The 26,988-nt window shown below is 76.2% G+C and carries 3 protein-coding genes; all 3 read left to right on the forward strand.

Features of this window, described 5'->3' with window-relative positions; genetic code table 11:
* The first annotated feature begins 11 nt into the window (after positions 1-11).
* The 3 genes from ABZ478_RS25855 to ABZ478_RS25865 all read left to right on the forward strand — a co-directional run bounded on the left by ABZ478_RS25855 (position 12) and on the right by ABZ478_RS25865 (position 26,939).
* Positions 12-8,165, forward strand: coding sequence for an amino acid adenylation domain-containing protein (locus ABZ478_RS25855; protein WP_359553038.1), 8,154 nt, complete (start codon positions 12-14; stop codon positions 8,163-8,165).
* A gap of 133 nt (positions 8,166-8,298) precedes the next feature.
* Positions 8,299-23,472: an SDR family NAD(P)-dependent oxidoreductase gene (locus tag ABZ478_RS25860; RefSeq protein WP_359553039.1), complete on the forward strand. Its 15,174-nt coding sequence runs from the start codon at positions 8,299-8,301 to the stop codon at positions 23,470-23,472.
* Positions 23,469-26,939 carry an amino acid adenylation domain-containing protein gene (locus ABZ478_RS25865; protein WP_359553040.1) on the forward strand — a complete coding sequence of 1,157 codons (3,471 nt, stop codon included), beginning with the start codon at positions 23,469-23,471 and terminating at the stop codon, positions 26,937-26,939. Before ABZ478_RS25860 ends, ABZ478_RS25865 begins: the two co-directional genes overlap by 4 nt.
* Positions 26,940-26,988: the final 49 nt, after the last annotated feature.

Genomic DNA, 26,988 nt, shown 5'->3' on the forward strand with positions numbered 1-26,988 from the left:
AGACGTTGACGATGGACATCACCAGTCAGGACACCGGACTGGACCTCGTCCGGAGGATCCGCTCCCTGCCCGCGAAGCGGCAGCGCGCCGTGATCGCGCTGCTGCGCAAGCAGGGCGTCGACCTGTCCGCGCTGCGCGCCGTGCCGCGCCTGCCGCGTGACACCGGCGAGCCGCTGCCGCTGTCGTTCACCCAGCAACGCCTGTGGTTCCTGGAGAAACTGGGCGGCACGGGCGCCGCCTACAACATCCCGGTGGCGATGCGGCTCAGCGGCCGCCTCGACCGGGCCGCGCTGCTGCGGGCCCTGGCGGAGGTCGTCCAGCGGCACGAGGTGCTGCGCACCCGGTTCGCCGAACACGAGGGCGTACCGGGGCAGATCGTCGGTGACGGCGCCGACTTCACCGTCACCCAGGAGGAACTCACCGACCCGGCGCGGCTGCCCGCGATCTGCCGGGAGGAGGCCGCCGCCCCGTTCGACCTGGAGCGCGGGCCGCTCATCAGGGCCCGTCTGCTGCGGCGGTCCGAACAGGAGCACCACCTCCTCGTCACGACCCACCACAGCGTCTGCGACGGCTGGTCGGTCGGGGTGTTCTTCCGCGACCTGGTCGCCTGCTACGAGGCGTTCTGCGCCGGACGGCCGGCGCCGCTCGAACCCCTGCCCGTCCAGTACGCCGACTGGGCCCACTGGCAGCGGCAGTGGCTCGCCGACGAGGTGCAGGAACGCCAGGTCGGTTACTGGAAAGGCCAGTTGGCGGGCGTCGATCCCCGGCTCACCCTGCCCACCGACCGGGAACGCCCCCGCGTGAAGACGTACGCGGGCGCCGCCGAGACCTTCCGCTGCCCCGCCGCACTGCTCGACGCGCTGCGCGAGGTGGCCAAGACCCACGACGCCACCCTCTACATGACCCTGCTGGCGGCCTACGACGTCGTCCTGCACCGCTACACGCACCAGAGCGACATCGCCGTCGGCACCGTGGTCGCCGGCCGCAACCGGCGCGAGGCGGAGGACCTGGTCGGCTTCTTCGCCAACACCCTGGTGATGCGCACCGACCTGTCCGGCGACCCCGCCTTCCCCGAACTCCTCGCACGCGTGCGGAAGACCGCGCTGGAGGCATACGACCACCAGGACGTGCCGTTCGAGGCCGTGGTGGACGCGCTCGACACCGAGCGCGGCCTCGCCCACGCGCCGGTCTTCCAGACCCTGTTCGTCCTCCAGGAGGCGCAGACCGGGCGCTCGGCGTCCCTCGGCGACCTCGACGTCACCCCGGTCGACGTCGAGCTGAGCTTCACCAAGTTCGACCTCACCGTCGACCTGCGGGAGACCCCGGACGGGCTGGCCGGCACGGTCGAGTACAACACCGACCTGTACGACCGGGAGACCGTCCGCCGCTTCATCGGCCACTACACGCGGCTGCTGGAGGCCGTCGCGGCCGACCCGTCCCGGCCCCTGTCCGCGCTGAGCATGGTCGACGCCGCGGAGCGCCGCCAGGTGGTCGAGGTGTGGAACGACACCGAGCGGCCGTACTCCGCCGACCGCTGCCTGCACGAGCTGTTCGAGGAGGCGGTGGGCCGCCACCCGGAACGCGTCGCGCTCGTCGACGCCGACCGCTCCTGGACCTACGGCGAACTCAACGCCTGGGCCAACCGCGTCGCCCACGGTCTGCGCGGGCACGGCGTCGGACCGGACACCCTCGTCGGCCTGCACGCGCACCGCTCCGCCGAGATGATCGCCGGCATCCTGGGCACCCTGAAGGCCGGCGGCGCCTACCTGCCCGTCGAGCCCACCCACCCCGCTGCCCGGCGCGCCGCCCTCGTCGAGTCCACCGGTGTCCAGGTGGTCCTCACCCAGCCGGACCTGGACACCGAGCCCCTGCTCGGCGCCGCCCACCTGCTCGGCCTGCACCGCGACGGCACCCTGCGCGACCGCGCCGGACAGGACGTCACCGGCGGCCGTGAGGACGACCTGCCCGCCGGTGAACTCGGCATGACCAGCGAGCACCTGGCGTACGTCATCCACACCTCCGGCTCCACCGGCCGCCCCAAGGGCGTCATGATCGAGCACCGGGCGGCGGTCAACCGCATCGAGTGGATGCAGAACGAGTACCGCCTCGGCGCCGACGACGTCGTCCTGCAGAAGACCCCCTACAGCTTCGACGTGTCCGTGTGGGAGTTCTTCTGGCCCCTGCTCTCCGGCGCCCGGCTCGCCGTCGCCGAGCCCGGCGGCCACCGCGACCCCGCCTACCTGGTCTCCGCCGTCCGCCGGTTCGGCGTGACCACCCTGCACTTCGTGCCCTCCATGCTGCGCACGATCGTCGAGGAGCCGGGCTGGAGCGAGTGCGCCACCGTCCGCCAGGTCTTCTGCAGCGGCGAGGCCCTGCCCCCGGACCTGTGCGCCCGCCACCACGAGCGCCACCCGGCACCCCTGCACAACCTCTACGGCCCCACCGAGGCCGCCGTCGACGTCAGCCACTGGACCTGCCCCGCCGGCCCCGCCCCGCGCAGGGTGCCCATCGGCCGGCCCATCCAGAACATCCGGCTGTACGTCCTGAACGAGGCCCGCGAGCCCCAGGGCATCGGCTGCGCCGGCGAGCTGTACATCGCCGGCGCCGGCCTCGCCCGCGGCTACCTCCACCAGCCCGAGCTGACCCGCGAACGGTTCGTGCCCGACCCGTTCGGCGCGCCCGGATCGCGCATGTACCGCACCGGCGACCTGGCACGGTGGCTGCCCGACGGCACCCTGGAGTTCCTCGGCCGCGCCGACGGCCAGGTCAAACTGCGCGGCTTCCGCATCGAGCCGGGCGAGATCGAGCACCGCCTCGCCGCGCACCCGGCCGTGCGGGCCTGCGCCGTCCTCGTCCGCGAGGACCAGCCGGGCAGCCCCCGCATCGTCGCGTACACCGTCCTGGACCCCGGCCACCCGGGCGACGACCACCGTGCCGAGCTGACCCGGCACCTGGCGGCCACCCTGCCCGACTACATGGTGCCCAGCGCCTTCGTCCTCCTGGACGCCCTGCCCGTCACGGCCCACGGCAAGCTCGACCGGGCGGCCCTGCCCGCCCCCGGCACCGACGCCTTCGCCCGGCGCGCCTACGTCGCCCCCGCCACCCGCACCGAACGGCTGCTGGCCCAGGTATGGGCCGAACTGACCGGCTTCGACGCCGGACGGATCAGCGCCGACGACAACTTCTTCGCCCTCGGCGGCCACTCCCTGATGATCACCGTGCTGGTGGCGCGGCTCAAGGAGCACGGCCTGAACGCGGCCGTGGGGGACGTGTTCGCCGAGCCCGGACTCGCGGCCCTCGCCGCCCGGATCGACGACACCCCCGCGGCGGACGAGTACAGCGCCCCGCCCAACCTGATCCCGGACGGCTGCACCCGGCTCACCCCGGAACTGCTGCCCCTGATCGACCTCACCCAGGACCAGCTCGACACGATCACCGCGGCCGTGCCCGGCGGCGCGCCCAACGTGCGGGACGTCTACCCGCTGCTGTCGACGCAGGAGGGCATCCTCTTCCACCACCTGATGGACCCGGACCACGACCCCTACCTCGTCTCCACCCTCTACGCGGCCGACGACGAAGCGGCGTGCGCCCGGTTCACCGCCGCCCTCCAGGCGGTCGTCGACCGCCACGACGTCATGCGCACCGCCGTCCTCACCACCGGACTTCCCGAACCCGTGCAGGTCGTGCACCGCACCGCCCGGCTGCCGCTGCGCCGCGTCCGCCTCGAACCCGGCGGGGACGCCGAGCGGCAGGCCCGCGCCCTGCTGGACGGCCCCGAACGGATGAGCCTCGACAGCGCGCCGCTGCTGCGGCTGACGGTCGCCGAGGACCCGGACTCCGAACGCCGCTACCTCCTGCTGACCGCCCACCACCTCATCGAGGACGCCACCTCGCTGCGGCTCACCCTCGGGGAGCTGGCCCTGCACATGACCGGCCGCGCCGACCTGCTGCCGCCCCCGCCGCCGTACCGCGACTTCGTCGCCCACACCCTGGGCCGGCAGGCCGGCGACGAGGCGGAGGAGTACTTCCGTGCCGCCCTCGGCGACGTCACCGAGCCGACGTTCCCGTTCGGCCTGGCCGACGTGCACGGCGACGCCCGCCGGGTCACGCGACTGCGCCGCACCCTGCCCGCGGAACTCACCGGCGAACTGCGCGCCCGGGCCAGGCGGCTGCGGCTCAGCCCCGCCTGCCTGTTCCACGCGGCCTGGGCACGGGTCGTCGCCGCGTGCAGCAACCGCGACGACGTCGTCTTCGGCTCGGTGATGTCCGGACGGCTCCAGGGCGTGCCCGGCGTGGAGCGGATGCTCGGCAACTTCATCAACACCCTCCCGCTGCGGGTCCGGCTGGCCGGCCGCAGCGTCCGCGAGCTGATCGACGACGTCGACCTCGCGCTGCGCGGCCTGGTCGCCCGCGAGCACACCCCGCTGGGCCTGGCCCAGCGGTGCAGCGGCATGGACGGCGACGCCCCGCTGTTCAGCGCCGTCGCCAACTTCCGCCACTTCGAACCCGGGCACGACGAGGCCGGGGCCCCGCGCATCGACGACGCCGGAGTGCGGTTCGTCGCCGCCGCCGACGGCATCAACTACCCGGTGTCGGTGTCCGTCGACGACTTCGGCAGCGAACTCTCCCTCGACCTCCAGGTCGACGAGTCGCTGTCCGCCGACGCCGTCGCCGGCTACCTCCTCACCGCGCTCACCGCCCTCACCGAGGCCCTCGCCGCCGACGACGGCACCGGCACCCGCGCCCTGGACCTCGACGTGCTGCCCGGCGCCGAACGCCGGCTGCTGCTGACCGAGTGGAACGACACCGGCACCCCGATGCCGGCGCCCACCCTCACCGCCGCCTTCGCCGCCCAGGCCGCCCGCACGCCCCACGCGACGGCGCTGGTGCACGAGGATGAGGCCCTGACCTACGCGGAGTTCGACGCCCGCGCCAACCGGCTCGCGCACTGGCTGACCGAGCGGGGCGCCGGCCCCGAGCGGATCGTCGGCGTCAGCATGGCCCGCTCCTTCGACCTGCTCGTCGCGATCTACGGCATCCTCAAGTCCGGCGCCGCCTACCTGCCGCTCGACCCCGACCTGCCCGAAGAGCGCCGCGAGACGATGGTCGCCGACGCCCGCCCGCTGCTCGTCCTCGACGAACTGCCCGACACCACCGGCACGGCGGACACCGACCCCGGCGTCGAGATCCGTCCGGACCACCCCGCCTACGTGCTGTACACCTCCGGCACCACCGGCCGGCCCAAGGGCGTCGTCGTCACCCACCGCGCCGGCATGAACTGGCTCGCCTGGGACCAGGGCGTCTACCGGGGCGGCGAGGGCGACCGGATCCTGTTCAAGACCTCCATCGGCTTCGACGTCTCCGTCAAGGAGCTGTTCTGGCCGCTGCAGGTCGGCGCGACGATCGTCATCGCCCGCCCCGGCGGCCAGAAGGACCCCGAGTACCTGGCCCGGGCCGTCCGCGAACACGGCATCACCGACATCGACTTCGTGCCCTCCATGCTCGCCGAGTTCCTCTCCGAGCCGGCCGCCGCCGAGTGCACCGGCCTGGTCCGGCTCGAGGCCACCGGTGAACCGCTGTCCGTGGAGCTGGCCGAGCGGGTGGCGCGCGCCCTGCCCGGCACCCTGCTGTTCAACCTGTGCGGCCCCACCGAGGTGGGCGGCGCCCTCGGCCTGTACGGCCCGTACACCCCCGAGCCCGGCGCCACCCGCGTGCCCATCGGCGCGCCCGTCTACAACACGCAGGCGTACGTCCTCGACAACGCGCTGCGGCCGCTGCCCGCCGGTGTCCCCGGCGAGCTGTACATCGCCGGCGACCAGCTCGCCCGCGGCTTCCTCGGCCGGCCGGGGCTGACCGCCGAGCGGTTCGTGGCCAACCCGTTCACCCCGGGCACCCGCATGTACCGCACCGGCGACCTGGTGCGCTGGCGTTCCGACGGGCTCATCGAGCACCTCGGCCGGGTCGACGACCAGGTCAAGATCCGCGGCTTCCGGGTCGAGCCCGGCGAGATCGAGAACGCCCTGCACGGGCACCCCGACGTGCACCGGGCCGTCGTCCTGCCGCGCGGCACCGGCGCCGCCCGTTCCCTCGCCGCCTACGTCAGCCCGGTGCGGGGCCCGCGCGAGGAGGCCGGACCGGACGTGCCGCTCGCCCGGCGGCTCAAGGACCACCTGGCCGCGCGGCTGCCCGACTACATGGTGCCCACCGCCTTCGTCGTCCTCGACGGACTGCCCGTCAACCGCAACGGCAAGGTCGACCGCGGCGCCCTGCCCGAGCCGACCGAGGCCGACCTGGCCCGAGAGGAGTACGTCGCCCCGCACACGCCCACCCAGCGCGAGCTGTGCCGCATCGTGTCGGAGGTCCTGGGCGTCGCCCGCGTCGGCCTCGACGACACCTTCTTCGACCTCGGCGGGCACTCCCTGCTGGCCACCCGGCTCTCGCTGCGGGTGAAGAAGGAGATGGGCGCGGACCTCCCGCTCCAGGCAGTCTTCACCGCCTCCGGCATGGCCGAGATGGCCGCCGTGATCGACGGGCTGCTCGGCGGCGGGCAGCCGGGCACGGCGCGAACCGGCTCGACCGCGGAGCCCGCCGGAGGCACCGCCCCGGCGCCGGAGGGCCCGGCCGCGGCCGTGGACGACGCGCCCGGTGGACAGGAGGGCCCGGAACCCGCCGGCGCGCCCCTCGTACCGGGTGACGGCACCGCCCCGGTCGCGCGGGAGGGCGCGGCGCAGGCCGGCGTGCCCGTCGAGGACACCGCGCCCCTGTCCCTGCAGCAGCGGGACCTGTGGTTCCGCGACCGGCCCGGGCATCTGGCCGCCGCGCACGACAACGTGCAGCTCGCCTTCCGGCTCGACGGGCCGCTCGACCGCGACGCCTTCGTCCGCAGTGTGCGTGCCCTCGTGGAGCGGCACGCCGTGCTGCGCACCGGCTACCACCGCGACCCCGGTGGCGACCTCACCCAGCGCGTGCACGACGCGGCCGGCTTCGCGGTGACCGTCGCGCCCGCCCCGGGCGACGAGGCGGGCCTCGCCGCCTGGCTGCGCGCCGAACGGGCCCGGCCCTTCGACCCGCAGGGGCCGTACGCGCTGCGCTCCCACCTGCTCACGCTCGCGGACGACCGGCACATCGCCGTACTGACCCGCCCGTGGGGCGTGTTCGACGGCTGGTCGGTGAACATCGTCCTGACCGAACAGCAGGCCCTGTACCGGGCGTTCGCGCGGGGCGAGGAGCCGGAGCTCACTCCGCTGCCGACGACGTACGCCGACTTCGCCCGCCGGCAGGCCACGGCCGTCACCGCCGAGGAGCTCGACCGCCAGCGCGACCACTGGCGGCGACGGCTCGACGGAGCGCCCGGGCGCCTGTCGCTGCGCACCGACTACGAGCGGTGCCCGGTGAAGACGTACCAGGGCGCCCAGGCCGAACTGAGCGTCCCCGGCGACGTGGCCGCCGGGCTGAGGCGGCTCGGCCAGGAGCACGGCGCCACCCTCTACATGACCCTGCTGTCGGCGTTCGCCGCCCTGCTCGGCGGCGAGAGCGACGACCCCGACCTGGTCATCGGCACCCCGGTCGCCAACCGGCCCGACGCCGAACTGGAGGGCACGGTCGGCTACTTCGTGAACATGCTGCCGATGCGCCTCGACGCGGACCCGCGGCGCGCCTTCACCGAGTTGCTGGCCCAGGCGAAGGACGCCACCGGCGAGGCCCACGCCCACAAGGACGTGCCCTGCGCGGACCTCGTCGGCGCCCTGGTGTCGCGCCGCGACCCGGCCCGGTCCCCGCTGTTCCAGGCCACGTTCAACCTGCTGCCCACCTGGGACGTGCCGCCGGCGGACGACGCCGGGGACCTGGCCGTGACCCAGCTCCGCACCGACGCCGGCACGTCCCGGTACGACCTGAGCCTGGTGGTGCAGGAGACCGGCGCGGGACTGGCCGGCTACCTGGAGTACAGCACCGACCTGTTCACCCCGGCGACGGCCGACCGCCTGGCCCGTGCCTACGAACACCTCCTCGCCCGGATCGCCCAGGACCCCGGCGGCTCGCTCGCCGAACTGCGCGCCCCGGCACCGGCCCCCGGCGGGAGCCGGCCGCCCGCCCCGCCCACCGGAGCCGCCCGGACCCAGTCCAAGGGCGGCCGGCGCCCCGCCCGGCGCCGGAGCGGACGGTGAACCGCGCCCGCCGGCCGCGGCCGCCGCGGCGCCCGGCCCCGGCACCTCCGACAGGCACCCGCCCCCACCCCGGCACCACCGGCAACCGGCCGTCCGCACCCGGACAGCCCCACGCGAAGGAAGAGTTGGCCCAGTGAGCAGCCCCGAGGTCCAGGCGGCCGAGACGGATGTGGCGATCATCGGCATGGCCGGGCGTTTCCCCGGCGCCGACGACCTGGACTCCTTCTGGCACCTCCTGCGCGAGGGCCGCGAGGGCATCACCCGGTTCAGCCCCGAGGAACTGGCTGCGGCGGGCGTGCCCTCCCGGCTGCTGACGGACCCCGCCTACGTCCCGGCACACGGCGTCATCCCCGACGTCGACCTCTTCGACACCGGGTACTTCGAGTTCACCCCGGCCGAGGCCGCCATGACCGACCCGCAGCACCGCATCATGCTGCAGACCGGGCACGCGGCCCTCGAACACGCCGGCTACGACCCGGCCCGTTTCGACGGGCTGATCAGCGTCTACGCCGGCGCCGCCATCAACACCTACCTCCAGCAGCACGTGCTGCCGCACGTCGACCAGACCACCACCTCCAGCCACTTCGCGGTGATGGTCGGCAACGACAAGGACTACCTGGCCACCCGGCTGTCGTACAAGCTCGACCTCAAGGGCCCGAGCTACACCGTGCAGACCGCCTGCTCCACCTCGCTGGTCGCCCTGCACCTGGCCTGCCAGGGCCTGATCAACGGCGAGTGCGACATGGCCCTGGCCGGCGGTGTCACCGTCAAACTGCCGCAGGTCAAGGGCTACCTGTACGAGGAAGGCGCCATCCTGTCCCCGGACGGGCACGTGCGCGCCTTCGACGCGGACGCCGGCGGCACCGTCCTCGGCAACGGCGTGGGGGTCGTCGTCCTGAAGCCGCTGCGGGACGCCCTCGCCGACCGGGACACCATCCACGCCGTCATCAAGGGCACGGCCACCAACAACGACGGCAGCGGCAAGGTCAGTTTCGCCGCCCCCGGCGCCGCCGGGCAGAGTGCCGTCATCCGCGAGGCGCACACCGTCTCCGGCGTCGACCCGCGCTCCATCGGCTACGTCGAGGCCCACGGCACCGCGACCCGGCTCGGCGACCCCGTCGAGGTCTCCGCCCTCACCAAGGCCTTCCGCGAGGCCACCGCCGACACCGGCTTCTGCGCGATCGGGTCGGTGAAGTCCAACGTCGGCCACCTCGACGCCGCCGCCGGTGTCGCCGGCGTCATCAAGACGGCGCTGATGATGAAGCACCGCACCCTGGTGCCGACGGTCAACCACAACACGCCCAACCCGGCCGTCGACTTCGCCGCGAGCCCCTTCGAGGTCAGCACCGCCACCACCCCCTGGACCGGGGACGGGCCGCTGCGCGCGGGCGTCAGCTCGTTCGGCATCGGCGGCACCAACGCGCACGCCGTACTCCAGGAGGCGCCGCCCGCGCCCGCCGCCGGCGACTCCCGCCGGCGGCAGGTCCTGGTGGTCTCCGCCCGTACCCCGAGCGCGCTGCGCACCGCGGCCGGCGACCTCGCCGACCACCTCGAGAGCGACGACCGTGCCGCGCTCGCCGACGTCGCCTACACCCTGGCGGTCGGGCGCCGCGCCCACGAGTACCGGCTCGCCGTCACCGGCGACGACCGCGCCGCCCTCGCCGCCGCGCTGCGCGCCGCCGAGGAGCCCGAACGGCCCGCCACGGGCGAGGTGTCCTTCGTCTTCGCCGAGGAGGTGCCCGACGCGGCCGGGCCGGCCGAGCGGTGGTGCGCCGAGGAACCCGCCTTCGCCGGGCACCACGCGGCGGCCGTGGCCGCCGGCGCGCTCGGCCACGGCGCACGCGGCGCGGCCTTCGCCGTGCAGTACGCGCTCGGCAGGCTGTGGCTGGACCTCGGTCTGCGGCCGGTCGCCGTCCACGGCGACGGACTCGCCGCCCATGCCGCCGCGTGCGTCACCGGTGCGCTGACCCTCGCCGAGGCCGTGGCCGCTCTCGGCCGCCCCGGCGCCGAGGCGCCCCGTACCGCCCCGGGCCGCGGCCGGATCGCGCTGCGCGGCGCGGCGGACGAGGTACGCGGGGCCGCCCTCGGCGTCGCCGACGGACCGTGGGGCGGGGTGGCCCGCGCCTGGCAGGCCGGGGCCGACGTCGACTGGGCCGCCTGGTTCGCGGGCGAGGAGCGCGGCCGGGTGCCGCTGCCCACCTACCCGTTCGAGGGCCGCCGCTGCTGGCTGACCGGACCGCACGAGGCCACCGCGCCGCGGCTCGCCGCACCGGGCCCGCACCCCCTGCTCGACGAGAACGTCTCCACCCTCGACACCCTCGCCTACCGCACCACCCGGACCGGCGAGGAGTTCTACCTCGCCGACCACCGGGTCCACGGCGAACCCGTCATGCCCGCCGCCGCGCAGCTGGAACTCGCGCGCGCGGCGGCCGAGTTGTCCCTCGGCACGGCCGTCTCCCTGCGCGACGTCTCCTTCGAGCGCCTGCTGAGCCACGCCACCGGGCCGCGCACCTCGCTGATCTCGCTCTGGCGCGAGGACGACGGCGCCGGATTCGAGATCACCGGTGACGGCGACGACACCGGGTACGCGGCCGGCGGCATCGAGCCGGGCCCGGCCGAACCGCCCGCCCCGGCCGACCTCGCGGCGGCGGCCGCCCGCTGCACCGAGACGCTCCGGCACTCCGAGTGCTACGACACGCTGCGCCGCCTCGGCCTCGACTACGGGCCCCGGATGCGAGCCCTCACCGAGGTCCGGCTGGGCGAGGGGGAGGCGCTGGCCACCCTCGAACTGCCCGACGGCGCCGCGCTCGACGGCGCGGTCCTCAACCCCGCGCTCCTCGACGGCGCCCTGCACGCCCTGGTGCTGCTCCTCACCCGCTCCTACGGCGACACCGCCGAGGGGTTCCTGCCGCTGGCCCTCGCCGGACTCACCGTGCACGCCCCGGTCGCCGGGGCCTGCCGGGCGCTGGTCACCACCCGCCGGCTGGGCGAGCGCTCGGCCCGGGCCGACCTCACCCTGACCGACGACCACGGCACCGTCCTCGCCCGGCTGACCGACCTGGCCGTACGGGTGCTCGGCGGAACGGGCGAAGCGGCCGCGGGCGGACCCGGCGAACCGGGCGAGTCCGCCCTGCTGGTGCGCCGCTGGACCGACGCGCCCGCCGAGCCCGCCGGCACCCCGGCCGGCGCCACCGGCGTCGTCCTCGCCGCGACCGCCGCCCGCCGCGACCGGCTCACCGCCGCCCTGACCGGCTGCGGCGTCGGCGAGGTGACCGCACCGGAGACCGGAACCGGACCGGCCGCCGCGACGGGTACGGCGGATGGGTCCGTACCGGACGTGCTGCTGGTGGACGAGCCCACGGCCGAGGAGACGCTGGGGCTGGTCCAGCGGCTGCTGCGGGCCCGGCCCACCACACCCGTGCGCGTCCTGCTGCTGCACCGTCACGAGGCCGGCGGCGCACGGCCCGAGCGTGCGGCGCTGGGCGCCTTCGCCCGGACCGTACGGGCCGAGAACCCGCTGCTCGCCGTCCAGGCCGTCGGACTCGCCGAGGGCGTGGACGAGGCGGCGGCGCTCGCCGCCGAACTGGCCGGCGACGGCCGCGACCCCGAGGCCGTCCACACCACGGGCGGCCGCCAGGTGCCCCGGCCCGCGCCCGCACCGGCCGCCGGGCCCGTCGCCGTCCGCGACGGCGGCGTGTACGTCGTCTCCGGCGGCACGGGCGGACTCGGCCGTGCCGTCGCGGACTGGATCCTCGGCCGCGCCGACGCCCGCGTGGTGCTGCTCGGCCGCGGCGAGCAGCCGCCCGCCGCACTCGCCGAACGCCTGTCCTACCGCACCGCGGACGTCTCGGACCCGGCGGCGGTGGCACGCCAACTGGACGCGATACGCGCCGAGATGGGCCCCATCAACGGTGTCGTCCACGCCGCCGGCGTGCTGCGCGACGGCTTCGCCCTGACCAAGTCCGCCGACGACTTCGCCGCCGTACTCGCACCCAAGGTCGACGGAGTGCGCGCGCTCGACACCGCCACCGCCGACGACCCGCTGGACTTCTTCGTCGCCTTCTCCTCGATCGCCGCCCACATCGGCAGCGCCGGCCAGACCGACTACGCGTACGCCAACGCCTACCTGGACGCCTACGCCGAGCGCCACCCGCGGATCACCTCGGTCGCCTGGCCCATGTGGGCCGACGGCGGCATGCGGCAGACCGCCGAGGCCGCCGCGGACATCGCCGCCCGTACCGGCTTCGGCGTCCTGCCCACCGGCACGGGCCTCGCCCTGTTCGAGCGGGTCCTCGGCGTGCCCGGCGCGTTCGTCGCGGCCCACGGCGACCTGGTGAAGATCGACGGCACGCTGTCGGGACGCGCCCCCGTCGGCCGCGCCCCGGCCGCCGCCGAAGCGCCCGGCGCGCCGGGCGGCGAGGAGCCGCACGCCCTCGCCGTGACACTGCTGCGGACCCTGATCGCCGCCGAGACGGGCCTGGACCCGGCCGAACTGGGCGAGGACGACCCGTTCGAGCGCCACGGCATCGACTCACTGACGATCACCAAGCTCAACCGCGAACTGGGCAAGCGGTTCGACCGGCTGTCCAAGACCCTCTTCTTCGAGTACGCCACCCTCGGCGAACTCGCCGGCTACTTCGCCGAGCACCACGCCGCCGAACTGCGCGGCACCGCCGCGGCCGAGGAGACCGGCGGCACCGCCGCCGCGCCGTCGCCGGCCGCCTCCCCGGTCACCGCGACGCCGCGCCCCTCCCGGACGGCCCGTACGGCCCGTACGGGACGTACGGCGCGTACGGCCCGCATCGCACCCGGCGACCGGTCCGCCACGCCGTCGCCGGCCGACGAGGACGACGCCATCGCGGTCATCGGCATCGCCGGCCGCTACCCCATGGCGGACGACGTCGAGGAGTTCTGGACCAACCTGACAAAGGCCCGCGACTGTGTGACGGAGATCCCCGCCGACCGCTGGGACCACACCCGCTGGTACGACCCGGACCCGGCCGCGCCCGGCCGTGCCCACACCCGCTGGGGCGGGTTCCTGCGCGACGTCGACCGCTTCGACCCGCTGTTCTTCGGCATCTCCCCGCGCCAGGCGGAGCTGATGGACCCCCAGGAGCGACTGTTCCTGCAGAACGCCTGGCATGTCATGGAGGACGCCGGTTACCGCCGTGCCGACCTCGCGGGCCGCCCGGTCGGTGTGTACGTCGGCGTGATGTACGGCGAGTACCAGTTCCACGGCGCCCTCGACGCGCTGCGCGGCGGCCGCCCGCTGACCGGTTCGTCGTTCGCGACCATCGCCAACCGGGTCAGCCACGCCCTGAACCTCTCCGGCCCGAGCATGGCGCTGGACACCATGTGCTCCTCGTCGCTGACCGCGATCCACCTGGCCTGCGAGAGCCTGCGCCGGGGCGAGAGCGAACTGGCCCTGGCCGGTGGCGTCAACGTCTCCGTCCACCCCTACAAGTACGCCTTCCTCAGCCAGGGCCGCTTCCTGTCCTCCGACGGCCGCTGCCGCGCCTTCGGCGCCGGCGGCGACGGCTACGTGCCCGGCGAGGGTGTCGGCGCCGTCCTGCTCAAGCCGTACCGGCGCGCCCTGGCGGACGGCGACCGCGTCCACGGCCTGATCCTCGGCAGCGCCGTCAACCACGGCGCCAGGACCAACGGCTACACCGTGCCCAACCCGCACGCCCAGCAGCGCGCCGTCACCGCGGCCATGGCGCGGGCCGGCGTCTCCCCGGACGGCATCGGCTACGTCGAGGCCCACGGCACCGGCACCGCGCTCGGCGACCCGATCGAACTGACCGGACTCGGCCGGGCGTACCGCACCGCCGAGGCCGGGCCCGGCACCTGGCCGATCGGTTCGGTCAAGTCCAACGTGGGACACCTGGAGTCCGCCGCCGGCATGGCCGGACTCACCAAGGTGCTGCTCCAGTTCGCCCACCGCACGCTGGTGCCGTCGCTGCACGCCGAGGAGCTGAACCCGAACATCGACTTCGACCGCTCCCCGTTCCGCGTCCAGCGCGACCTGGCCGACTGGCCCGCCGGGGACACCCCGCGCCGCGCCGGACTCAGCTCCTTCGGCGCCGGCGGGTCCAACGCCCACCTGGTCCTGGAGGAGTCGCCGCGCCCCGAGCCGGAGACCGACGTCCCCGCCGCGCGGCAGCACACCGGCGAGCCGGTGGCTTTCGTCCTGTCCGCCAGGGACGGGGAGCGGCTGCGCGCCCACGCCGAACGCGCCGCCCGCTTCCTGGAGACCGAGCGGGTGCCGCTCGCCGACCTGTGCTTCACCAGCCAGACGGGCCGCGAGGCCATGGACGCCCGCTTCGCCGTCGTCGCCACCGACGGCGCCGCCGTCGCCGCCGCGCTGCGCCGCTGCGCCGCTGGAGAGCCCCAGCCAGGGATCACCGACGACGGCCCGCTCGGTGAGCTGACCCGCCGCTGGCTGACCGGCGCCGACGTGGACTGGCGGGCCTGGCACGCCGGCCGGCCGGGCCCCGCACCGCGCCGGACCCGCGCACCGCTCTACCCGTTCGCCCCCGAGCGCTACTGGATCCCGCTCGACCCGGACCTCGGCACGTCCGCGCCGCACCCGCTGGTCGACGCCAACGAGTCGACCGTCGACGAGGTCCGCTTCGCCAAGACGTGGCGCTCCGGCGACCCGCTGCTGCGCGACCACGTCATCGAGGGCCGGCGCCTGCTCGCCGGCGCCGCGACGCTGGAGTTCGTCCGCGTCGCCGCCCACCTCGCCCGGCCCGGCGTCCGGCACGCGCTGCGCGAGGTGGTCTGGGGCCGCGCGGTGGAGGTCGCCGACGGCGAGCGGACCGTGTACGTCTCCTTCCGTCCCGACGGCGACGCCCTGCTCTTCGAGGTGTACGGCGAGACCGGCGGCGAACGCACCACCCACGCCCGGGGCCGCGCCGTCCCGGCTCCGGTCGCGACCGCCGCACCGGAGGACCTCGGCGCGCTGCGCGCCCGGCTCCCCGTCCTGCGCGACCGGGCCGGCGCCTACGCCGACTACACGGCCGCCGGGTTCGGCTACGGCCCCTCGTTCCAGGTCATCGACGAGATCCGCGCCGGGTCCGGCGAGGCCCTGGTCCGCCTCGACGCCGGCGACGGCGGACCGGTCACCGAGGTGCCCCCCGCGCTGCTCGACGGAGCGCTGCGGGCCTGCCACTGGGCCGGCCGCACCACCGCGCCCGGCGCGGGCGAACTCGCGGTGCCCTTCAGCCTCGGCGCGCTCGACGTGCACGCCCCGCTGCCGCCCGTCTGCCTCGCCCACGCCCGGCGGACGGGGGAGACGGCCGGCGTGCGCCGCTTCGACCTGACCGTCTACGACGAGCAGGGCCATGTCCTCGCCGAACTCCGTGACTTCGCGGGCCGCGCCCCCGCGCCCGCCACCGCGGCCGGGACCACGGCGCCCGAGACGCCGGACGCCGTGCCCGCCCCGGGTGCCACCGCCCCCGCGAGCGGTGAGGCGCGCCTCTACGAGCCCTGCTGGCAGGCCGCCGGCGAACCCGCGCAGGGGAACGCGGCCGACACCCTCGCCGTCCTCGGCCGTCACCCCGAACTGGAGGCGGCCCTCGCCGCGACCGGAGTGTGGCGCCGCGTGGTGAACGTGCCCGAGGACCCCGGCGCCCTCGCCGACGCCCTCGCCGGGCTCGCGCACCCCGACGGCCTCGACCTCGCCGTCGTGGGAGGCCTGACCGCCCCCGCCCCGGCGGCGGACGCGGGAGACCCCGCCGGCCTGCTCGACCGGGTCTGCGGGACGGCGCTCCAGGTGCTCGGAGCCGCCCGGTCCGACGCCCTGCCCGGCCGGGTGCGCCTGCTCGTCCTCCACCCCCGGGAGGGCGGCCACGACCGGCCGGAGTGGGCCGCCCTGGCCGGGTTCGCCCGGTCCACGGCCCCCACCGCGCCCCGCCTGGAACTGCTCACCCTGGGCGTCGACCCGGCCCTCGCCGCCGACGCGGCCGCCGAGGCCGTGGCCGCCGAACTGCGCGCCGTGCCCCGCGCGGCCGGGCTGGAGGCGCGCCGCACGGCGAACGGCGGCAGGGAGATCCGCGCCCTGCGGCCGGTGCGGCCGTCCGGTGCCACCGCGTCACCCCTGCGACACGGCGGCGTCCACGTCGTCACCGGCGGCGGCGGAGCCATCGGCCGTGTCCTCGCCGAGCACCTGGCCCGCACCCGCGCGGCCAAGCTGGTGCTGATCGGCCGCTCCGAACCGGACGCCACCGCACGCGAGTGGCACCGCACGCTCACCGGGCTCGGCGCCGAGGTGCTCGCCCTGCGCGCCGACGTGGCCCGCGCCGACGAACTGGCCGCCGCCCTGGCGACCGCCCGCGACCGCTTCGGGGCCCTGCACGGTGTGTTCCACCTGGCCGGCGTCGCCGACGAGGGCCGCGCCGACCCCGGCGACCGGGAGCGGTTCACCCGGGTGCTCGCGGCCAAGACCCACGGCCTGGTCCACCTCGACCGGCTCACCCGCGACGACGACCTCGACTGCTTCGTGGTGTTCTCCTCCGTCTCCTCCGTCATCGGTGACTTCGGCGCGGCCAGCTACGCCACGGCCAACCGGTTCGCCGACCTCTACACGGCCCGGCGCGACGACTGGACGCGGCAGGGCCTGCGGCACGGCCGCGGCCTGTCCCTGGCCTGGCCGCTGTGGGCCGTCGGCGGGGTCGACGGGCTGGTCCGGGAAGAGGAACTGGCCGCCTACACCCGCCGCACCGGGATGCGGCCGCTGGACGCCGCCCAGGGCGTCGCCCTGCTCGACAGCGCGCTCGGCGCCGGCACCGCGTGGCTGGTCCCCGCCTGGGGCGAGGCGGCCGCCGTCGACGCGGCCCTCACCGGCACCAGCACGGCGCCTCCGGCCGGCACCACCCCTGCCGTGACCGCCGCGAACCCGCCCGCCGCACCCGCGGCCGGCACGCCGGTCACGCCCGGCCGACCCGCGGCGGACGACCGTGTACGGGGCCGGCTCGTGGAGCATCTGCGCACCGCCCTGGCCGGAGTGCTGAAGCTGCCCGTGGGGCGGCTCGACAGCCGGATCCCGCTCGACGACTACGGGCTGGACTCGGTGCTGGTCATGGAGTCCAACTCCCTGCTCGCCAAGGACTTCCCCGGTCTGCGCGGCACCGTGTTCTTCGAGTGCCGCACCGTCGACGAGCTTGCCGACCACGTCCTCGCCGAACACGCCGACGCCGTGACCCGCCTCTTCCCGGCCGACAGCCCTGGCACCCCCGGCACCGCGGGCACCACGACCGCGCCGCCCGTCGCCGCGCCCGCCCCGGCACCGGCGGCCCGGCCGGAGCCGTCCCGTCCGGCACCGGCCGACGACGACCCGATCGCCGTCATCGGCATCAGCGGCCGTTACCCCAAGGCCCGTGACCTGGACGAGTTCTGGCGCAACCTCGCCGAGGGACGGGACTGCGTCACCGAGGTGCCGGCCGACCGCTGGGACGCCGACGCCCTGTTCGACCCGGACCCCGCCGCACCCGGCCGCAGCTACGGCCGCTGGGGCGGCTTCCTGGACGACGTGGACAGCTTCGACTCGCTGTTCTTCAAGATCTCGCCCAAGCAGGCCCGCACCATGGACCCGCAGGAACGGCTCTTCCTGGAGACGGCCTGGTCCGCGCTGGAGAACGCCGGCTACCCGCCCGCCCGCATCCCCGCGCCCCGCTTCGGCGGCCAAGGACACGACGTCGGCGTGTTCGTCGGCGTGATGTGGGACGACTACGCGGTCCTCGCCGCCACCGAGTCGGCGCGCGGCAACCACCAGGTGGTCCTCGCCAACCGCGCCTCCGTCGCCAACCAGGTCTCCTACTTCGGCGACTTCCGCGGCCCCAGCGTGGTCGTGGACACCGCCTGCTCGGCGTCCCTGGTCGCCGTCCACCAGGCCTGCGAGAGCATCCGCCGCGGCGAGTGCTCGTACGCCCTCGCGGGCGGGGTGAACGTCTCCGCGCACCCCGACAAGTACGTCCACCTCAGCCACCGGACGATGCTGTCCATCGACGGCCGGTGCCGTGCCTTCGGGGCCGGCGGCAGCGGCTACGTGCCCGGCGAGGGAGTCGGCGCGGTGCTGCTCAAGCGGCTGTCGGACGCCGTGCGGGACGGCGACACGGTGCACGCCGTGATCCGCGCCACCGCCGTCAACCACGGCGGCCGCACCAGCGGCTTCACCGTGCCCAACCCGCAGGCCCAGCAGGCCCTGGTCGAACAGGCCCTGGCCGCCGCCGGCGTCGACGCGCGGACCATCGGCTGCGTCGAGGCCCACGGCACCGGCACCGCCCTCGGCGACCCGATCGAGCACACCGCGCTCGCCCGGGCCTTCGCCCGGGACACCGGCGACACCGGCTTCTGCGCGCTCGGCTCGGTGAAGTCCGCCATCGGCCACCTGGAGGGGGCCGCGGGCATCGCCGGGCTCACCAAGGCCGTCCTCCAGCTCCGCAACGGCACCCTGCTGCCCACACTGCACGCCGATGAGCCCAACCCCGTCATCGACTTCACCCGCTCGCCGTTCACCGTGCAGCGCGAGACACGGCCCTGGCCCCGGCCGCACGCCGCCGACGGCCGCCCGCTGCCGCGCCGCGCGGCCGTCAGCTCCTTCGGCGCCGGCGGCACCAACGCCCACGTGGTCGTCGAGGAGTACCTCGCCCCCGAGCCCGCCGACGCCGGGCCCGAGACGCCCCAGCTGATCGTGCTCTCCGCCCGCGACGAGACCCGGCTGCGCGCCTACGCGGCCGGGATGGGCCGCGCCCTCGGCGCCGCCGCGCGGGCCGGGTCGGCCGGGCCGCGGCTCGCCGACGTCTCGCACACCCTGCGCACCGGCCGTGAACCCCTGCCCGAGCGGCTGGCGTTCGTCGCCGACGACCTCGCCGACGCGGCGGCCGCGCTCACCGCCTTCGGGCGCGGCGAGGACGACCAGCGGCTGCACCGCGGCCGGGTCGAGCAGCATCCGGCGCTGGCCGGCCTGCTGACCGAGGCCGTCGGCGGCGGCGACTTCCTCGCCGCCCAGATCAGCGCCGGGGGAGACGACCTGCTCGCCCGGCTGTGGGTGTCGGGCGTCACCGTCGACTGGGACCTCGTCGACCGGATGCGCCCCGGCACCCCCCGCCGGGTACCGCTGCCGACCTACCCGTTCGAGCGCGTACGGCACTGGCTGGACACCGGCCCCGCGGCACCGGCCGCGGCGCCCCGGCCCGGTCCGGCGGCCCCCCTCCGGGTCCGGGTGCCCGCCCAGCGCGTCCCCGACCGGGCATCCGCGCCCGCCGCGTCCCGTGAGTGGCGGCGCCGGCTCGCCGAGGACGAGCCCGTGCTGCGCGACCACGCCGTCGGCGGCCGGCCCATCCTGCCGGGCACCGGCCACCTCGACCTCGTCGCCGAGGCGCACGGCGCCCTGACCGGGCGGGCCCTGACCGACGTGCGCTGGGTGGCCCCGCTGGCGCTGTCCGGTCCCGCCGACGACGTGTCCGTGGCCCTGGACGCCGACGGCTACGAGGTGCGCGGCCCCGACGGCACCCTCCGGTCCCGCGGCCGGGTCGGCGACGCCCAGGAAGCCCCGGCCGCGCTCGACGTGGCGGAACTGCGCGCCCGCCTCGACGCGGGCCCGGACGGGGACGCCTTCTACCGTCTGCTGGCGGACCAGGGCCTGCCGTACGGCCCGTTCTTCCGTCGGGTACGCGAGGTGTGGACCGGCGACGAGGAGGTGCTGGGCCGGATCGGCGCCGTGGACGGCGACGCGGACCACGCCCTGCACCCGGGCGTCCTGGACGCCGCCCTGCACACCGTCGCCGCCCTGATGGCACGTCACAACCCCGGTCGGAGCACGCCGATGCTGCCCTTCGCGGCCGACCGCGTCGACGTACTCGGCCGAGTCCCGGCCACCGGCTGGTCGTACGTCCGCCGGACCGGCACCGACCGCTACGACGTCCTGCTCTGCGACGACGCCGGCGCCGCCCGCGTCCGGTTCACCGGCCTCACCTACCGGCAGGCCAAGGACCCGGCGGTGGTCGTCCACCGGCCCGTGTGGACCGCCCGGCCCGCCGACGGGCGGGCCGAACCCGCCCGGACCGTGCTGCTGGTCGCCGAGCGGCCGGACACCGGCCTCGCCGCGAACCTCGCCGCCGCCCACACCGGGGCGGACGTACGGCGGCTGCGGATCGGCGCCGACGGCCTGACCGACGCCGACTTGGACCGCGCCCTGACCGAGGCCGCGCCGGACCTGGTGTACTTCCTCGGCACGGGCACGGGCACGGGCATGGGCACCGGTCCCGACGCCGGCGCCGGTGCCGAAACGGCTGCCGGCACCGGCCGCGAGCCCGCCGGCCGGAGCGGACTGCGGGCCCTGACGGACCGTTCGGTCCTCGCACTGCACCGCCTGGTGCGGGCGCTGGACCGGCACGGCGTCCTCGACCGGGCGCTGCGGCTGAAGGTGGTCACCACCGACCTGCACCCGCTGGAGGCGGGGGACGCCTCCGCCCCGTGGGCCGCCGGTCTCGCGGGCCTGGCGTCCGTGGCGGCCAAGGAGTACCCGAACCTGCGGGCCGCGCTGGTCGACGTGCGCTCCGCGGAGGCCGCGGAGACCGCGCGGGCGATCGTGGCCGAGCCGTTCCCGGCCCGTCCGGCCCCGGTGTCGATCCGGGCCGGTGTGCGCCGGGTCCGCACCCTGGAGCGCATCGAACTGCCAGGCGCCGCACCCCCGTTCCGGCAGGGCGGCGTCTACCTCGTCGTCGGCGGTCTCGGTGCCGTCGGCCGGGACACCTGCCGGCACCTCGCCCGCGCCTACGGCGCGAAGCTGGTCGTGGTCGGCCGTTCCCCGCTGGACGAGGCACGCCGGCGCGTGATCGCCGGGCTGGAGAAGGACGGGGCCGAGGTGCGCCACCTCGCCCTGGACGCCGGTGACCCGGCGGCGCTCGCCGACGCCGTCCGGCTGGCCCGGCAGGAGTTCGGCGCCCTGCACGGCGTGTTCAACGCGGCGATGACGCTGGTCAACCGGGAGCTGCGCGAGCTTTCCGAAGCGGAGCTGCGCCGCGCCGTGGAGTCCAAGACGGACACCGCCTTCGCGGTGCTGGACGCGGTGCGCGAGGAGCCGCTGGACTTCGTGCTCTTCTACTCCTCCGGGGTGGCCTTCGAGGGCAACCACGGCCAGGCCGGCTACGCGGCCGGCTGCACCTTCGCCGACGCCTACGCCGCGCACGCCGGGCGGACGCTGACCTTCCCGGTGCGGGTGCTGAACCTCGGCTACTGGCACGCGGGCGGTGACGCCGAACGCGAGCGCGTGCTGCGCCGGTTCGAGGCCGCCGGTATCCGGCCGCTGACCGCCGAGCGCGGTATGACCGTGGTGGAGCGCGCCCTGACGGCGGGCCTGCCGCAGGTGTTCGCGCTGGACGCCGACCGGCACATCCTCGACAACCTGGGCATCGACCCGGACCGCACCCTGACCGTGCTGCCCGGCCCGCCCGGCGGCACCCCCGGCCCGCTGCCCGAGATCCGCTTCACCGGCCGGACCGGCACCGACGACGGTGAACTGGCCGGGCACCAGCGCGCGGTCGACCTGCTCGAGGATCTCGCGCACCGGCTGCTGGCCCCGGCACTGCGCCGGGCCGGCCTGTTCGAGCAGCTCACGCCCGGCGCCCACGGGCCCGGCCACGAGGAACTCGCCGCCCGGCTGGGTGTCGTGCCGGAACACCTGGCGCTGTTCGAGGCCCAGCTCGCCATCCTGGTGACCGCCGGCGTGCTGCGCGCCGACGACGACGGCGGTCTGCGTCCGACGGATCGCGCCGTGGAGGACGAGGCCGCCCTGGTGGCCGCTCTCGACGAGCTGACGGACCGGCACCCGGCCCTCGCCCCCATCGGCACGCTGCTGCGGGACTGCCTGGCGGCCCTGCCCGACGTGCTCACCGGCCGCCGTTCCGCGATGGACGTCCTCTTCCCCGACGGCTCCGCCGAGCGCGTGGCCGCCGTGTACCGGGGCGACCCGGTCACCGACCGCTGCAACGCCGAGGTGGCGCGGCTGGTCACCGAGCGGGTACGGGCCCGCCTGGCCGCCGAGCCCGGCCGCACGGTACGGATCCTGGAGGTCGGCGCGGGCACGGGCGGGACCACCGCGACGGTGCTGGCCGCGCTGGCGCCGTACGCGGACTCCGTCGAGTACGTCTTCACCGACGTCTCCCCGGCCTTCGTCCGCAAGGCCCGGACCCGGTTCGGCGCCGGCCATGCCTTCGCCCGCTTCGAAGTGCTCGACATCGAGGCGGACGCGGCGGACCAGGGCGTCGAGCCCGGCGCGTACGACGTGGTGCTCGGCACCAACGTCTTCCACGCCACGCGGAGCCTGACCGGCACGCTGCCGCGGGCCAAGGCGCTGCTGCGGCGGGGCGGGGCCCTGCTGCTGGTCGAGGGCACCCGGCCCCGGGACCAGCTCGCGCTCGTCTTCGGACTCACCCCCGGCTGGTGGCTGTTCGCCGACCCCGAGCAGCGGCTGCCCCGCTCCCCGCTGGCGAGCGAACGCCAGTGGCGGGACGCGCTCGCCGTCTGCGGGTTCACCCACATCGGCGCGGCGGCACCGGCCACGGAGGCGGGCCCGGCCTTCCAGAGCGTCATCGCCGCCGTCAGCGACGGCCTGGTTCCCGCGTCCCGGCCGCCGGCCGTCCAGGACGCGTCCCGGGCCGCCGGCACCGATGTCCCGGCCGCTTCCGTCGCCGGCGGGGCCCCGGCCGCTCCCGCCGGCGACCGCACGGCCGTCGACGACGAACTCCGCAAGGTGACCGAGGTGTTCGCCCGGGTGCTGGAGCTCGCCCCGGAGCAGCTCGACCCGGACCTCACCTTCGAGAACTACGGGGTGGACTCGCTGGTGGTGCTGGAACTGACCCGGGCCCTGGAGGGCGTGTACGGTCCCCAGCCGGCGACGCTGCTCTTCGAGCGCATCACCGTCCGGCGCCTGGCCGAGCACTTCCACGCCCTGGCGACGACTACCGCGGGACCGGCCCCGGAGCGGGCCGGTGGACCGGCCCCGGACAGCAACGGTGGACCGGCCCCGGAGCGGGCCGCCGAACCGGCCGCCGAGGGCGCGGTCCGGCCCGGGGAGCCGGCCGCCCCCGAGCCCCGGCCGGTCCCGGCACCCGCCGGGCCCGCCACCACAACCGGTCCCGTCACGGCCCCCGGTCCCGCCACCGCCCCGGCGGGTTCCGGCCCGGTCGCCGACCCGGCCACCGACGCCGGGCGTCTGGTCGAGGACCTGTCCGACGCGGCCGTGGACGAGCTGCTGGCCGTACTGCTCGCGGAGCGCGGGAAGTTCGAAGGAGACGGACGATGACTGCCGAGCCGTTCGCTTGCGTCGTGATCGGCGAGGAGACCCTCCTCGTCGAGTGCACGAGACTGCTCCTGGCCCGCGGGCACACGGTGGCCGCCGTGGTGTCCCCCTCGCCCGGGCTGCTCGCCTGGGCCGAGGGCGAGGGCCTGCCCGCCGTGCGGTTCGGCCCGGACCTCGCCGAGCGGCTGGCACCGCTGCGCTTCGACCACCTGTTCAGCATCGCCAACCTGCGGATGCTGCCCGAGGAGGTGCTGGCGCTGCCGGCCGGGCTGCCGGTGAACTTCCACGACGGCCCGCTGCCCCGGCACGCCGGTCTGTTCGCCACGAGCTGGGCGATCCTGGAGGGCGACAAGCAGCACGGCGTGACCTGGCACGTGATGGACCGCGAGGCGGACACCGGCGACGTGCTCAAGCGGCGCGCGCTGCCCGTCGACCAGGACGCCACCGCGCACGACCTGGACGTCGCCTGCTTCGAGGCGGGCATCGAGTCCTTCGCCGAACTGGTCGACGAACTCGCCGCCGGCACGGTCACCCGCACCCCGCAGGACCTCGCCCTGCGGACCTACCACGGCCGCTACGACGGACTGCCCCGCGCCGGTGTCTTCGACTGGCACCAGCCCGCCGCCGAACTGGACGCGCTGGTACGGGCCACCTCGTTCGGGCGCCGCCGCAACGACTTCGGCACCGCGCTGCTCGCCCTCGACGGCGACCTGGTCGCCGTACGCGGCGTGGAGGTCACCGGCCGGGCCTCCACCGCCGCGCCCGGCACGGTCGTCGGCTCCGGTCCCGACGCGCTCACCGTGGCCACCGGCGACCGGGACGTGCGCCTCACCGATCTCGCCGGCCTGTCCGGCGAACGGCTCGACCCCGTCGTGCTCGCCGTGACCCTGGCCGACGGCCACGACGGCCGCTTCCCGCACCTCGGCGACGCCGAGGCCGCCGAGCTGGCCGAGGCCGCCCGCGCCGCGCACCGGCAGGAGCGGCACTGGCTGCGGCAGCTCCGGTCGCTGGAGCCCATGCTGCCGCCCCGGTTCGGCGGCCTGGCCGACCGGGCCCGCCCGGCCGGTCCGGTCGCGCTGCCCGAGGCCCTCACCCGCGACGGCGCCGCGCCCGAGCGGGTCGCGTTCGCCGCCGTCCTGGCCTTCCTCGCCCGGCTCTCCCGCGGCGGCGAACAGGACGTCGCCGTGTCCGTCCCGCCCGCCGGTGGCGCGGCGGCCGGGCTGCTGGCCGGCGAGGTGCCGTTGCGCGCCCCGCACGGCCTGCTGGAGGACACCCTCGACGCCCTCACCGGCCGGGCCGGCGCCGAACTGGACCGAATCAGGGCCCGCGCGCCGTACCGCCGCGACGTGGCGCTGCGCCACCCCGAGCTGGCCGGTGCCGCCCGCGCCGGGCTGCCCGTCGCCGTGATCCTGCCCGACGGGCCGGCCGGTCCCGTCCGCCGCCCGCTGACCGTCCGGATCGACGCCGACGGCTCGGCGCGCTTCGGCGGCGCGGAGGTGACGAAGCGTCAGGAGAATTGGCTGGCGGAGCACTTCGCGCTGTTCCTCGACGGTGCCGCGACGTCCCCCGGGGCCCCGCTGGGCTCCGTCGACCTGCTCGGCCCCGAGGAGCGGGAGCTGGTGCTGCGGCGGTGGAACGACACCACCGCCGACTACCCGCGCGAGCGCACCGTGAGCCGGCTCATCGGCGACCTCGCCTGCGCCGCCCCGGACGTCACCGCCGTACGCTTCGAGGACCGCGAGCTGACCTACGCCGAACTGGACGCGTCGGCCGACCGGCTGGCCCGGCACCTGGCCGGGCTGGGCGCCGGACCCGGCACCGTGGTCGGCGTCCTCCTGGAGCGCTCGGCGGAGCTGCTGATCGGCCTCCTCGCGGTGATGCGCAGCGGCGCCGCCTACGTGCCGATCGACCCCATCTACCCGGCCGCCCGCATCGGCCACATGCTGACCGACTCCGGGGCCGGCCTCGTCCTCACCGACGAGGCCCTGCGCGGTACCCTCGCCGGCTTCCCGGCCACCCCCGTCGTGGTGCCGGAGGTCCTGGCCGGCACCGACCCCGTGGCGGACGGCAGCGGGCCGTTCGACCGGTCCGAGCCGGGCGCGCCCGCCTACGTCATCTACACCTCCGGTTCCACCGGGACACCCAAGGGAGTCCAGGTCGGGCACCGGGCGCTGGTCAACTTCCTGTGGACCATGGCCCGCACCCCCGGCTTCCGTGCCACGGACTCGCTGCTCGCCCTCACCACCGTCTGCTTCGACATCGCCGGTCTGGAGCTGTACCTGCCGCTGGTGCGCGGCGGCACCGTGGAGGTGCTGTCCGCCGCCGTCGCCGCCGACGGCTTCGCCCTGCGCGAGCGCGTCGAGCGGTCGGCGCCCACCGTCCTGCAGGCCACCCCGACCACCTGGCAGATGCTGCTGACCGCCGGCTGGGCGGGCGACCCGGCGCTGCGCGCCCTGTGCGGCGGCGAGCCGCTGCCCGGCGAACTCGCCGGCCGGCTCGCCCCGCTCGTGGGCGCCCTGTACAACATGTACGGGCCGACCGAGACGACCATCTGGTCCACCGTCGACCGGGTGCGTCCCGGTGAGCCCGTCACCATCGGCCGCCCCGTCGGCAACACCCGCTGCCATGTCCTCGACGAGCGGGGCGTCCCCGTCCCGCCCGGTGTCCCCGGCGAGCTGTACCTGTCCGGCGACGGCGTCGCCGACGGCTACCTCGGCCGCCCGGAGCTGACCGCCGAACGCTTCGTGACCGCGCCCCGGGGCGGCACCGGCCGGGCCTACCGCACCGGCGACATGGTGCGGCACCTGCCCGACGGCCGCCTGGAGTACCTGGAGCGCATCGACGGCCAGGTCAAGCTCAACGGCTACCGCGTCGAACTCGGCGAGGTGGAGTCCGCGCTGCGGCGCGCCGAGGGCGTCACCGCCGCCGTCGCCGTCGTACGAGAGGACCGGCCGGGCGAGCGCCGCCTGGTCGCCTACGTCACCGGGCCCGCCGCCCCGGCCCCGGACGCGCTGCGCGCCGGCCTGCGCGAGGTCCTGCCCGCCTACATGGTCCCGGCCGCCGTCGTCGCCCTGCCGGAGCTGCCCCTCACCCCGAACGGCAAGGTGGACCGGGGCGCGCTGCCCCGGCCGGGCGGCACCCGGGTCGCCGGCGGCGGGGCAGCCGCCCGCACGGACCTGGAGCGCCGCATCGCCGCCGTCTGGTGCGAGGTGCTGGGTCTGGAGGAGGTCGGCGTGGAGGACAACTTCTTCGACGCCGGCGGTGACTCACTGCGTCTGACCTCCGTGGTCGCCGCCCTGCAGGAGCGGCTCGGCCTGCGGGTCACCCGCCTCGACATGTTCGGCCACCCGACCGTACGGGCCATGGCCGCGCACGCCGGCGACGACACCGGGCCCGCCGCGCGCCGGCCCCGGCGCTCCCGCGACGCCGGCGCGCTGGCCCGGCGCCGCGGCCGGAGGCAGCGCCCGTGACGGCCCGCCACCGCACCGCACCGACCACACACACCGCACAGCCGTATCC

Source organism: Streptomyces sp. NPDC005706, assembly GCF_040631045.1.
GTDB lineage: Bacteria > Actinomycetota > Actinomycetes > Streptomycetales > Streptomycetaceae > Streptomyces.

Bases quoted from the DNA above. Each gene is read 5' to 3' on its own strand.
- ABZ478_RS25865 (WP_359553040.1), top strand. From the start codon at position 23,469: ATGACTGCCGAGCCGTTCGCTTGCGTCGTGATCGGCGAGGAGACCCTC.
- ABZ478_RS25855 (WP_359553038.1), top strand. From the start codon at position 12: ATGGACATCACCAGTCAGGACACCGGACTGGACCTCGTCCGGAGGATC.